The sequence below is a fragment of the Pseudoduganella sp. HUAS MS19 genome (assembly GCF_053615455.1).
Genome location: NZ_CM132133.1, coordinates 2,561,798 through 2,574,944 on the forward strand (window position 1 = coordinate 2,561,798; position 13,147 = coordinate 2,574,944).

Here is a 13,147-nt window from a genome sequence, read left to right on the forward strand (position 1 = left end):
CGTTTCAATGAACGCTAAGACGGCAGGTAGCGTTCCAGGGTCTGCATCATCTCGTCGATATCGAGCGGCTTGGGAATGAAGTCGTCCATCCCGGCGGCCAGGCAGTCGGCGCGTTCGGACTCCATCACGCCGGCAGTCATCGCCACGATGGGCAGCTTCATGCCCAGTTCCTGCCGGATGATGCGGGTCGCGGTATAGCCATCCATGACCGGCATCTGCACGTCCATCAGGACCAGGCGGTAGGCCTCTGGCGAAGCGCGCAGCATGCGCACTGCTTCCTCGCCGTTGTTGGCGACATCGACGGCCGCGCCGGCGCGCTCCAGGATGCCGACTGCGACCAGCTGGTTCATGGCGTTGTCTTCCACCAGCAGCAGGCGGCCGTTGAGGCGCTGGGCAGGCGAAGCGTCCGCTTGCACTTCTTGCAGGTCGGCCTTGTCCAGCACCTCGTGCACAGTGTCAAACAGCGTCGAAGCGGTGATCGGCTTGGTGACCAGGCCTGCGCGATCGGCATCCTCCTCCAGCATTTTGCTGCGCTCGTAGGCGCTGACCATGAGTATCACGGGAACCGCCGGTTCTTGTGCGTGGCGCAGGGATTCGATATAGCGCTGGTCCGCTTCGGGTACGCTCCAGTCGGCGAGCACCACGTCATAGGGCAAGGAGCGCTGCGCGGCCAGGGCCAGCATCTTTTCCGCCTCTGCGGCGGAAGAGGTCACGTCGACGCCCCAGCCCCAGGCTTGCAGCGTCTTGGACAGATAGACACGGCTGGTGAAATGGTCGTCCAGCACCAGCACGCGCAGGGGCCGTGAGCCGCTGCCGGTGGCGCCCTGCTTCTGTCCAGCGGGGACAGTGCCAAAAGGCAGGGTTACTGTGAAGGTGCTGCCCTCGCCAGGCTGGCTGTCGAGTGCAATGTTGCCGCCTTGCAGTTCGACCAGGCGTTGGCAGATCACCAGTCCCAGCCCGGTGCCGCCGAACTTGCGGGTCACCGATTCGTCGGCCTGTACAAAGGGCGCAAACAGGTTGGCCTTTTGTTCGGCCGAAATGCCGATGCCGGTGTCGCGCACGATAAAGCGCATGACGGAACGTTGTTCATCGCACTCCGCGCATTCGACCTTCAGGCTGACTTCACCGCGTGCAGTGAACTTGATGGCGTTGCTGGTGAGGTTGACAAGTACCTGTTGCAGGCGCAGGGGATCGCCGACCAGCATGCGCGGAACATCCGGTTCCACGCCGATGGCAAGCTCCAGCTCCTTCTCGCCGGCATTGACGCTCATGATGGTCGATACCGCGTGCAGCACCGCATCGAGTTCGAAGCGGGTGGCGTTGAGCTGGATCTTGCCCGCTTCGATCTTGGAGAAATCGAGGATGTCGTTCAGCAGCGCCAGCAAGGACTGCCCGGAGGTGCGCAGCATCGTCAGGTAGCGCCGCTGTTCCAGCGATAGCGGGGTGGTGGTCATGAGGTGCGCCATGCCCAGCACCGCGTTCATCGGCGTGCGCAATTCGTGGCTCATATTGGCAAGGAAGGAGCTTTTCGCGGCATTGGCTGCCTGCGCTTCCTTGACTGCCTCGCGCAGGGCGGCTTGCGACTTTTTCAGCTCGGTGACGTCGCGCAGCACGCCGACAAAGCGGTACCTGCCTTCGTCAATAATGGCACTGATGGTCAATTCGACGGTGAACTGGCTGCCATCCTTGCGCAGGGCCGGCAACTCCACGGCCCCCTTGCCGATCACGTGCGGCTCGCCGCCCGAGAGAAAACGCTGCATACCGCGCTGGTGGGCCGCGCGCATGGAATCCGGCATCAGCATCTGGATGCTGGAACCGACGGTTTCTTCCGGCGCGTAGCCGAAAATCTGGCTGGCCGCGCGGTTGAAAGTCTCGATCCGCCCTTGTTCGTCGATGGTGACGATGCCTTCACCGACGCTATCGACGACGGTGCTGATGCGCAGGTTGGCATCTTCGAGCTGGTCGGTGCGTTCGTGGATCAAGCTTTCAAGCTGACGGATTTTGCCGCTGATGAACCAGGCCAGGCCGAAACCGGCCAGCAGCAGGGCCAGCACGATCCAGGTAAGCCAGGTGACCGATGCCAGCAGCTCCTGCAGGATGGTGGCGCGCGGTACGCCCACCGCAACTGCCCAGCCGGTGCGGCTGGAGCGGGTGAAGATCGTATATACCGGAATGCCTTCCAGTGTCGTGGATTCGAATACGGCTTCGTCGGTCTCGGACAGGCGCTTGACCAGGCTGGCCGAACCCGGCCGGCCGACAAAGCGCTCGGGTTCGTGGGTGCGCGCAATGATCTTGCCCTGGCGGTCGAAGATGGCGAGGACGCGGTCCCTGGGCAATGTGCCGGATGTGAGGACGCGCCCGAGATTGTCCGGCAGGTAGCCAACCGACAGGCAATACACGACTTGTCCACCCCGTATCACGGGCACATGGACAGCGACCAGCGGCTTGCCGGTGGCGCCGCCAATGAACACGTCGGACACTACCACTTGTCCCGTCTCGAACACGCGCTGGATGCGGTCGCGGCTGCCGGGGTCGGGTATCTGCGGCCCGAAAGGGCGCAGGGTGTTGAGGAGCTGGACCGAGTCGCGCGAGCTGAGCACGATGTTCGAGCCGGGGAAACCGGCGTTGACGATGTTGCGCGCCTTGCGGTGGAAGCCAGCCAGGTCGCCCTGGTCAAGTTCGGCCGACATGGCCAAGGCCCGGGCTGCGGTGATGCCGAGGTCGAGATCGCGGTCAACGGCTTGCATCATGGAGCGGACGACGAACAGGGAATCCTGTTCGATCTGGGCCCGTTCACGGCTGTAGAAGTGCTGGATCAGCAGGCCGAATCCCAAGGCCGCCGGCAGCGCACATGCCAGCACCAGTGCAAACAGCATGCGGCGCAGGGTGGGCCGTCTCGGGTGCCTGGTTGGAGCCAAGTGGCGTCTTCCTTCAAGTGGGCAAGTTGTAAGCTGGTCATCGCATTGTACAGTCGTAAGCCTCGACAGGGCGCTGGATTCCGACCGTGCGCATGGCACGCTGGGCAACTTCGGCAATATTCGGTACGGCATCGCCCCAGCGTTCGAAGGGCGTGCGCAAGATGACCATGATGTCCTGATCGGCTACCCCGGCCATCGCAAGGTAAGCCCAGGCATAGACGCCGCCATAGACGAAGTCAATGCAATGGGCGTTCAGGATAATGGAAGGTCGGGGCGTGCGCATGCAGTTTCATGTTAAAGCTAGCGCACAAGAGCGGGGTGCAGCGGGAATCGGGACGGCGGCATGCGAGGTGGGGCGTGCCGTAGCTGCTGCACTCTAGCATGCGTCACGCCATCGCATCAAGCTTTTGCGTTGCTGCGCCAGGCGAGAATGTGCTCTTCGGCCAGCGAATGGCCCTCGATCATGGCAGAGCGGGCATTGATTTACGCCAGCCAGGCAGGAAGATCTGCGCGCCGCTGCACGCATGACAAGGATTTTCAGTTCAAACAACTTCACGCGGCGGCAGGAAGAAACTGCGCGGCGCCAGGCGGAAGCGCTGCCATACCAGGCCGGCCAGGGCGCGGCCACGGCCAAAACTGACGCGGCGCGAGCGCAGCGCCACCATCAGGGCCAGCGTGAAGCTCACCGCCAGGTTGGTCAGTGCGATGAGCACGATCCCGGACAGCGACAGCAGCCATTGCTCTGTACTGAGCTGGTAGTCGAGCCCGACCAGCGCGAAAGCGAAATTGGCGCTGGAGAAGGTGACATGGCGGATATCGATCGGCAAGCCCAGTACGAAGCCGATGGTGCCGATCGTACCCAGCATGATGCCGAAGAAGAAATTACCTGCCAGTGCGCCCAGGTTGCGTCCGATATAGCCGGTGACGCGCGCCAGGCGTTTCTCGCCCAGCAGCCAGCGCAGCCAGCGCAATTGCCGCAGGCGCGGGGCGATATCGTTATAGGCGGCCTTGTTGTCGTAATAGCCCGAAATCAGCCCGGACAGGAACAGGCACACACCGGCGATGGCGGCGTGCGGCAAGGCCAGGCTGTGGAGCGGATCGATATCGTGCAGCAGGTGTTGCGCCTTTTCCGCGCCCGCCAGGTGCTGGCCGAAGGCAGCCTGCCATGCCACGGCAATGGCGAAAGCGGTCGGCATGGCCAGCGCCACGTTGCCGACGATTGCCACGAATTGCGAGCGCAGCACCTTGACCACCAGGTCCGCCAGTTCGTCCAGCTTCTTCTGGCCTTCGTCGATGGCCGCCGCAATGCGCGCCGCCGTCATCGCCGGCTGCTTGGTGGCCACAGTGAAGTGCAGCACGTGGATCAGCATGAAGCCAAGCGAGTAATTCAGGCTGTACAGCGCTGCATAGCCGATCGGGGCAAGCAGCAGGCGGGCCATGAGTATCTTGAGGGTGGCCATGAAGCCGACGATGAAGCCTGCGCCGGCCGCGGAGCGCATCATGGACAGCCACTCCGCGCGCGTGCTGGCCACATAGTGTTCGCCTGAACGGCCGGCGTGCTCCGTCACCTGCAGTGCCAGCAATTCGGTATTGGTCTGGAACAGGTCGGTTAGGCTCAGCTTGCGGTTGTCGGCTTCAACCAGTTGCCGGAACAGGTCGAGCGCAGCGGGCAGCGTTTCCTGCAGCGAGGGCGCTTCCAGCAGGTCCAGCAGGATGCGCAGGCGGCCGATGCTTTGCGTCAGGCGCAAAAGCAGGCGGGTCAGGCTGACCGACACCCCTTGCACCGACGCCGCCTTGCGCACGCGGCCGATGATCTCTTCGCACTGGCCAAGCAGCACGTCAAGGTGGCGGGCGTCCGGTACTTCGGCTTGCGCATCGACCAGGCGGGCGCGCCACGCTTCGGTCAGTTGCACCACCTCGGCATTCTGGCGCAGGAAGGGCGACTCGAAGCGTTCGATGTCGGGATGGACGCGCACCAGCTCGGGCTCCAGGCCGATGGCGCTGATGCGATAGGAGAGCACTTGCACGGCTTCCAGCAGTTCGCCCAGTCCCTGGCCTTGCAGCCATCCATGCTGCGGAAGCTGGAGTGCGCTGATCAAGTCCAGCCAGACCGACGGTTCGACGCCGTTGACCCACTTGTAATCGTCCCGGTGGCTGAAGACCTGGCCGAAGACGTCCTTCAGGTAGGCGTCGTTGACGGTCGGCGGCAGCCACTTGTGGTTCAGACGGCGCCATAGTTCGCCGAAGAAGCCCTGGTTTTGCAGGACGCCCGTATCGGTGAGCAGGTGCACCAGTTTGCGCTGCCCGATTACTTCGGCCAGGTACTCGCGCAAGGCATGCGCCCATTCGGGCCGCGTGGCAAGGAGATGCGCGAGGGCGCGCAGGCGGTTGGTAGCCTGTTGCAGGTCATTGGCATGCTTGGGACGCAAGCTGCCAACCAGTTCCTGCAGCAGGGACGTATCGCGCGACGGGGCCGTGGCCTGGATGCGCGCCAGTATGCTGTCCATCATCATTTGCGACAGCATACTGGCGATCGCCGCGCTTGTCCAATCAGGCGCTGAGCGTGGTGTTGAACCGTTGGCCGCCGATGGCCACATTTTCCAGCCTGAGACCGGCTACGTTATACAGCCAGACCGGCTGCCTGGCGTTGACCGGATTGCCAAAGTCGCAGTTGCTGATGGTGACCCGGCGCACCGGTAGTACAGGCGGCGCGGGCGGCGCTCCGTTGTAGTCGCTGGCGACCGGTCCGAGGATGGCGATGGCCTGGTAGCAGGAGCCGGCAGTGCCGCCTTTGCTCACATTGCCGACGGTGATATTTTCGATATGGACGTCGGACACTTCCGGCGGGCGGATGCGTACGTTGTCGGCCGATGGCTGGTAGTCGCAATCGAAAGAGACGACGGCGCCGGCTGCGGTGGCCAGGCCTTTGGTATCGATCGGTGAGCCCGGCAGCAGGGCGTAATGCGAGGCGCTAAGCTGTACGCCGTTCGGGATCGTCACGTTCCGGACGTAGAAATGGCGTAGGTAGCCGCCGCGGTTCATATTGGTCTTGAGGCGGATCGCAATGTTCAGCGGATCGGTTGCCCAGTGCGCATTTTCGAATACCAGGTCACGGGCATAGACGTGCTCGATGCCGCCGGCCATTTCCGAGCCCAGTGTGACGGCGCCATGGCCACTGTGCATGGTGCAGCCCTGGATCACGATATTGCGCGTCGGGCCGTATTGGATGTCGCGGTTCTTGCCGGCCTTGATGGCAATGCAGTCGTCGCCGGAATCGAAAACGCAGTCTTCCACCAGCACATGATCGCAGGCTTCGGGGTCGAAGCCGTCGCTGTTCGGGCCACGGCTCTCGGCATGGACCTTGCGGATCACGAGGTTGCGGCAATTGACCGGGTGGTGCTGCCAGAACGGGGTGTTCTGCACATGGTAGCCCTGTAGCAGTACGTTGGTGCAGTTGATGAAGTGGATCATCGGCGGTCGCAGGTAGTGGCCTTTGCCGAAGACGCGCTGCTCGACCGGCACGCCGGCCTCCGACAGTGTGGGCAGGTAGCGTTCGTCGCTGCGCCATTTGTCGCCTTCGCCTTCGATCAGCTTGCGCTGGGCGGCGTCCAGGCCCGGGGCGACTTCTGACAGCGGCTTGTTAAGCGGGTTGGGCACCGCTTGCGTGGGCTGGCCTTCCTTGTAGCCAGGCGCGGTGGTTTGCGAGACGGCGTTCATGGTGCGGTTCCTGCCTTTCCAGGACCACCAGCAGGTGCCGGCTTCGTCGAAGGCGACGCCGCCCTGGCCGTCCAGTTTCGAGCTCCAGTCCTCGCCGGTGAGGGCGATATTCCTGGCGTTGACGGCGTACACCATGGGCGAGTAATTCAGGCAGTCGTTGCTTTGCCAGCGCGAAAGCGTGAGCTTGCCGTTTGCGCCGCAATCGAATTCTCCGTGGCGGGCATAGTCTTCGGGGTTTTGCGAGAACAGGATGTGGGCGCCGGATTGCAGGTGGACGTGGACGTTGGAGCGCAGCACCAGTGGGCCGGCGCAATACCAGTAGCCTTTCGGGATCACGACACGGCCGCCGCCGGCGGCGGCGCAGGCGTCGATCGCTGCCTTGAAGCTGGCGTAGCAGTCAAATGCGTCGCCGGCCTGGGTAGGCACCGGTTCCTGGTCGTCGTGCGTGACCCAGGCTTTGACTTGCTTCGTTCCGCAGGGCCGGGCGCCGAAGGCCGTGACAGTGAAGTCCTCCTTGCGGAAGCTGACCGGTGTGCGTAGCGCGGCGACGATGGCGTCGGCGCGGCGCCAGGCCGCTGCGCTGGCACGCGCTGCGGCGGAGGAGGGACCTGCGGCAGTTGCAGCGGCCAGCGCCGGCAGCCATTGCGGGGCGAGGAGTGCGGCGCCGGCTTGCAGCAGGCTGCGGCGGCGCAGGTGTCGTGGTGTGGTCAAGGCATGTCTCCTAAGCAGAGAATGTGCGGGTAACGCGGCCCAGATGCGCATGGCTTTGCGCGCAGCGGCCGGATCATGGCTGGCGATGGCTTGCAGGATGGCGCGTTCGGTCGCCACTTGCGCTGCGAGGCCGGCAATCTCCGATTCAATGACGCGCTGCGCTGACAGGACCTCGAACGGCCCCGGCCCGGCTTCCGGTAAAGGCGTGTGGCCGGGACGGCCGCAGATATAGACGCCCGAATGGCTGCGCACCTCCACCACACCGGTCAGCTCCAGCGCAAGCAATCCTTTACGCAGCGAGGCGCGACTCACTTCCAGCCTGGCCGACAACTCGCGTTCCGACGGCAGGCGATCGCCGCAAGTAAATCGTTCAGTAGCGATCATCGCCGGGATCTTGTCCGCCACCTGTTTATATAGCCTGGCCTCCATGTGCCCCGATTTTAATGTGGTCAGGCCAAAATAACAATTTGGACTGGCCAAAGAAGTGGTTTTTTTGCACAATCCTGGAATTTTTTCTTGTGAAAGTGGCCTAACCAATTTAGCCTTTGGTTGTACCAAAAGCTAAAATCGATCAAGCCAATTTGGTCGCATACTTGGAGGAGACTCATGAATTACGTGCCAGGCCCACAGGCCAAGCGTCCCGTGCTGGCGGCAGCAGTAGCAGCGGCCGTCCTGCAGATGGCGAACCAGGCGGCGGCCCAGACTGCCGCCCCGGCAGATGAGGCGATAGCCTCGGTGGTAGTGACCGGCTCCCTGATCCGCCGCGTTGCCAATGAGGGGGCAACCCCGCTGGTAACCATCAAGTCCAGCGAGCTGCAGGCGCGCGGCAACACCGAACTGAAAGACCTGGTGCTGGAGATGCCGCAATCGCTGTCGCTGGGTACCAACAGCGGTGCGGCTGGCCCGATCATCAACCTGCGCGGCCTGGGCCCGATGCGTACCTTGACCCTGTTGAACGGCCGCCGCCTGGCCAACGAACCGCTGCAGGACCAGTATGTCTCAGTCAACGTGATGCCGCGCATGGCGCTGGACCGCGTCGAAACGCTGAACGGCGGCGCCGCTTCGATCTACGGTGCGGATGCCATCGGCGGCGTGCAGAACTTCCTGACCAAGCGCGGCTTCGAAGGTGCCACGATCAAGGCCGAATACGCGCCGACGCAAAAGGGTGGTGCGGACTCGAAGAGCGTCGGCGCGATCCTGGGCACCGGCAACCTGTCGCGCGATGGCTGGAATGCCTATGTGGCGATCGATTACCAGAAGAAGGATGCGCTGTTCCAGGGCGACCGTCCGGAGCAGCACGACCCTGCCATCCTGCGCACGCTGGGCCTGGGCATGACGCCCGACGCACGCAACCCGACCCCGGCCGCCAACTTCGGCTTTGCCCGCAACGCCAACTCGAACTACAACCCGACCTTCGCCAGCGGCTGCCTGGCGCCGTACGCGACCCCGACCCTGGGCAACAACAGTACCGCCGCAACGCCGGTCTACGCGCCGGGCTGTGCGCGTAATCCACTGTTCTGGAATGCCGTCACCGACGGCAGTGAAATCATCAACGTCAGCGGCCGCGCGAGCCTGAACCTGCCGGGCGGCCATAAGCTGGACCTGGACGTCCTGCACTCCGAATTCACGGTGCAGAAGTACCGCGGCATGCAGGTGCCGGGCACCGCCCAGCCGTTTACCACTTATTCGCTGCCGGCCACCAGCAAATATTATCCAGGCAAAGGCATCACCCCTGCGGTGCAAGTGGTGGGCAGCAATACCGGTTCCAACACGCCAGCCATGTTCATCGACCCGGCCAGGACGCCAGGCACGGTCAGCGACCTGGATATGAACAACCGGACCATTTACTTCCAGTGGGGGCCTGCCGAACTTGGCCCGGCGTACCGCAATGATAAGCAGACCAACGACCGCATCGTGCTGGCCGCCGAAGGCGAGGTGCTGGGCTGGGACTATCGCGCCGGCCTGAATTACGGCGAATCGAAGCGCGACACCCGTGTCGGCGAAGGCTACATCCTGTACACCAGGGCGCAGGAAGGCTTCAACAACGGCACGCTGAACCCGTTCGGCCTGCAAGACGAGGCAGGCTTGGCTTACCTGCAAAGCATCCAGGCGGAAAACTATACCTACCGCCTGAACAAGGCCTTCAACCAGAGCGTGGACCTGACGCTGTCCAAGGGCCTATGGGAGTTGCCGGGCGGCCCGTTGACCCTCGCGGTTTCCGGCGAACTGCGGCGCGACGGTGCGCAGACTTTCAATGCCCCGCTCGACTATGTGCTGAAAAAGGCTGACGGCAGCCACAATATCGACGCGGCCGGCAATGTGGTCCAGTCCGACCTGGTGGGCGAAACACCGCAGGGCGTAGCCAAGAAAATCCACCGCACCATCGCTTCGCTGCTGATGGAAGCGGAAGCGCCGGTCACCGACAAGTTCCTGCTCAATGCAGCGGTTCGGGCCGACCGGTACAACGACCTGAAGCAGACCACGGTCAACCCGAAACTGGCCGCCCGCTGGCAGCCGTTCCAGCAACTGGTCCTGCGCGGCAATGTGAACACCGGCTTCCGCGCGCCGTCGATCATCGACATCCAGAATCCGACCCCGGAAGTGCGCAACCAGGTGATGGACGATCCGGTCCTGTGCCCAAGCACCCAGCCGCTGGTGGCCGGCACGGGCACGCCGGCGGCAGGCTACACCTATGACCAGGTATGCAATGTCGCCACCAACTACTGGACCAAGTCGCCGAATAACGACTTCCTGAAACCGGAAAAATCGCGCGGCTTCTCGTTCGGCTTCGCGCTGGAGCCGGTAAAAGACCTGTCGATCACGGTCGACTATTGGGGACTGAAGCTGCGCGACGTGCTGGGCGCAGTGACCATCGCGGAGATCCAGCAGAATCCCGCCAAGTACGAAGTCAACTTCCTGCGTAACGCGGACGGCACCATCGACCACATCGTGGCAAGCCAGGCCAACCGCGGCCAGACGCGCATCCGCGGCCTGGACCTGTCGGCCAGCTACCGCTTCCCGAAAACCAGCTTCGGCACCTTCGATGCGAAACTGGACGGCACGTATATGGACAAGTACGAGTTCCAGTCCGAGAAAAACGGTCCCTGGCTGGGCAACGTGGGCATCATCACCAACGATGGCCGCTTCGGCGGTTCGGGCCCGAACGCCGGCCTGGCCGGGCTGCCGCAGATTAACCCGCGCTGGAAGCATACCGCTTCGGTCACCTGCACCAATGGCGCCTGGGCCGGCACGCTGTCGCAGCGCTATAACTCCAGCGTGACAGACGTGACGCCGCGGGCCGGTTCGACCCTGACTGAAGTGGAAGCCTACAAGCAGTACAACCTGAACGTGAACTACACGGGCTTCAGGAACACCACCATCAGCTTCGGCGTCAACAACCTGACAGAGGAATGGCCGCCATTGACCTCCAACAGCACCTATAGCGGCGGTTATGTGACCTCGATGGCCGATATGCTGGGGCGCGTGTACCGCTTCTCCGTAGAGTACAAGTTCTGACATGCTGCTACGTTGCCTGCTGCTGGCCTGTACCTTGCTGCTGCCGGCAGCGGGGGCGAACGCCGCGCCCACTGCACAGGGCGTGGTGGAACTGCTGCCGGCTGCGGAAAATGCTGCCGTCAGTTCGGACCGCTACTTTGTCGAAGCACGCATGCGCGCTGCGCCAGGGGGAGCCGGGCAGGGCTATGTCATTGTCCGTTACAGCGATCAGCGCAACTGGCTCGGCTTTGGGCTCGATGCCGGCCCGGCCAGGCTGGCGGTGAACATTGTGCGCATGATCGACGGCCAGCCGAGGCTCCTCAAGCAAGTTCGTATCGAGCCCGATGCAGGCGAGGCTTTCTACACGATCCGCCTTGATGTGGAGGGCGCGGCTCTTACGGCCTTCCTCAATGGCACACGCCTGATCGGCGTCGACGAGCCCAACCCGCTGCCGCCGCGCATCGGCATGCTGGTGCATGGCGGCCAGTTTGAAATCCGGGGCCTGCGGGCGGGCGACATTGCGCAAGCGCCAACCAGCATCGGCCTGGTCCACCGCCATAAGCAGCTGACCCTGCAAGTTGGCGAGGCGCCGCAGCGCTTTGCAGTACGCGCCATCAGCCGCGACAGCGTGCGTGCCATACCCTTTAGCGCTGTCACGAGCGACCCGTCCGTGACCTGGGCCAGCGTGGATGGCGATGCGCTTGTGCTGGCACCGCGCGGCAACGGCAAGGCGGCAGTCACGCTTGCCAGCGCGGAGGATTCGAATGTCCGGGTGACGCTGGCGGTTCGGGTAGAGCCGGCGTTTGCGGCCGCGCTGCGCACCCCCCCGCTGGCGCCGGGCAGGGCATCGCCCGCAGCAGGTGAGCGCGATGTCCCGGTCGATACGCGCCTGCAGCTTCGCTTCGACCGTGTCCCGTCCCTCGGCGACCATGGTTCAATACGCATCGTTCGCGCAAAAGACAATGCGATAGTCGACATCATCCGGCCCGGCATGGAACTGGACGAGATCGGCGCCACGCGTGACGGCGTGAAGCGCGTTGTGCGCTACAAGGCGATCTCCATCGACGGCACAGCGGCGACAATCCGCCCGCACGACGGCAAACTGGCGTACGGCACCGACTATTACGTACTGGTCGACCGCAAGCTCTTCCCGGGCGCCATGCTGGATGGAGTGCCGTTTGACGGCATCGGGGCGCCGGCCGCATGGAAGTTCCGCACCCGCGAGCATGCGCCGCGCGGCACAGTCCTGCGTGTGGCAGCGGCAGGCAAGGCCGACTTCCGCACTGTGCAAGGTGCCCTGAATCATTCGATGCAGAACTTCCCGCGCGAACAAGCTGTGACCATTCGCCTCGCCAACGACAGGCACGAAGGCTTGCTTTACCTGCGCGGCAAAGACAACGTCACACTGCGCGGCGAAAGCCGCCACGGCGCCATCATCACAAGCGAAAACAGCGACGGCATCAACCCCGGCAGCGGTGCCGGGCAATTGCCAATGGCGCCAGGGGCCAGCGGCGGACGCTCGGTGTTCCTGGTGGAGGACGCCGACCTGCTGCGCCTGGACACGCTGACCCTCGTTAACACCACCTGGCGCAGCAGGACCATCGGTGCGCAGGCGGAAGCGCTCAACTTCAGCAGCGAAGGCCGTCTCATCGCCACGCACGCCGATTTTCACAGCGAGCAGGACACCGTCCAGGTCAAGGGCTACTCGTGGTTCTACCGCAGTCTTGTCGCCGGCAACGTGGACTTCATCTGGGGCTACAACCGTGCGGCGCTGTTCGAGCAATCGGAGATCCGGTCCATCGGCGACAGTGCCAATCCATCTGGCGGCGGCTACCTGGTGCAGGCACGCACCGTGGCGGAAGACGATCCCGGCTTCGTATTCCTGAATAGCCGCCTGACGCACGGCCCCGGGCCTGCCGGCAACAATGTGCCGCCGGGTTCGTCCTTCCTGGCACGGCCGGGTGTCGCCACGGCGTGGGACAACGTCCGCTATATCAATTGCAGCATCGGGCCGCACGTCAACGCTGCGGGCTGGCATGGCAAACCGCGTGGCGGCAAAGGTTGGGAAGAGGGCGGCAGCAGCGACCTGGAGGGCAAGCTGCTCGACCTGTCGCAGCGCAGGGAAGGGCGTGCACTGCTGCCGGCCGATGCAGCGCGCTACGACAGCCGCGCCAAGGTCTTTGCGCAATTCGCCGGCGGAAAAGGATGGGATCCCCAGCCATGAGCCGCCGCAAGCCGATGCCCGCACCGAAATTGCTCGACGTGAGTTGATAATTAGTTAAAAATGTCGGCTATCTTTGTTGTGG

6 protein-coding genes are annotated in these 13,147 nt (G+C 63.7%); 2 read left to right on the forward strand and 4 right to left on the reverse strand.

Annotated elements, in window-relative coordinates:
• Positions 1–14 precede the first annotated feature (14 nt).
• From ACWBU6_RS11815 to ACWBU6_RS11830, 4 genes are all read right to left on the reverse strand, one after another.
• Positions 15–2,918 carry a response regulator gene (locus ACWBU6_RS11815; protein WP_452648979.1) on the reverse strand — a complete coding sequence of 968 codons (2,904 nt, stop codon included), beginning with the start codon at positions 2,916–2,918 and terminating at the stop codon, positions 15–17.
• A 37-nt stretch (positions 2,919–2,955) separates the two neighbouring features.
• Entirely contained in the window at positions 2,956–3,201 is a 246-nt protein-coding gene (locus ACWBU6_RS11820) for a hypothetical protein (RefSeq protein ID WP_452648980.1), read from the reverse strand.
• A 259-nt stretch (positions 3,202–3,460) separates the two neighbouring features.
• On the reverse strand, positions 3,461–5,443 hold the full coding sequence (locus ACWBU6_RS11825) for a site-specific recombinase (protein WP_452648981.1): 1,983 nt from the start codon (positions 5,441–5,443) through the stop codon (positions 3,461–3,463).
• A gap of 25 nt (positions 5,444–5,468) precedes the next feature.
• Positions 5,469–7,775 (reverse strand): glycosyl hydrolase family 28 protein, encoded by a 2,307-nt coding sequence (locus tag ACWBU6_RS11830; RefSeq protein WP_452648982.1) that lies wholly within the window; start codon positions 7,773–7,775, stop codon positions 5,469–5,471.
• A gap of 177 nt (positions 7,776–7,952) precedes the next feature.
• Here ACWBU6_RS11830 and ACWBU6_RS11835 point away from each other — a divergent pair, with 177 nt between their 5' ends.
• Both ACWBU6_RS11835 and ACWBU6_RS11840 read left to right on the forward strand, forming a co-directional pair.
• Positions 7,953–10,862: a TonB-dependent receptor domain-containing protein gene (locus ACWBU6_RS11835; protein WP_452648983.1), complete on the forward strand. Its 2,910-nt coding sequence runs from the start codon at positions 7,953–7,955 to the stop codon at positions 10,860–10,862.
• 1 nt (position 10,863) lies between these two features.
• The gene (locus ACWBU6_RS11840; protein WP_452648984.1) at positions 10,864–13,065 is read left to right on the forward strand and encodes a pectinesterase family protein; all 2,202 of its coding nucleotides are present in this window, start codon (positions 10,864–10,866) and stop codon (positions 13,063–13,065) included.
• Positions 13,066–13,147: the final 82 nt, after the last annotated feature.

What these genes read in the sequence shown, in the direction of transcription:
- ACWBU6_RS11820 (WP_452648980.1), bottom strand. Translation starts at nt 3,201, where the DNA reads ATGCGCACGCCCCGACCTTCCATTATCCTGAACGCCCATTGCATTGAC.
- ACWBU6_RS11825 (WP_452648981.1), bottom strand. Translation starts at nt 5,443, where the DNA reads ATGCTGTCGCAAATGATGATGGACAGCATACTGGCGCGCATCCAGGCC.
- ACWBU6_RS11830 (WP_452648982.1), bottom strand. Translation starts at nt 7,775, where the DNA reads ATGGAGGCCAGGCTATATAAACAGGTGGCGGACAAGATCCCGGCGATG.
- ACWBU6_RS11835 (WP_452648983.1), top strand. Translation starts at nt 7,953, where the DNA reads ATGAATTACGTGCCAGGCCCACAGGCCAAGCGTCCCGTGCTGGCGGCA.
- ACWBU6_RS11840 (WP_452648984.1), top strand. Translation starts at nt 10,864, where the DNA reads ATGCTGCTACGTTGCCTGCTGCTGGCCTGTACCTTGCTGCTGCCGGCA.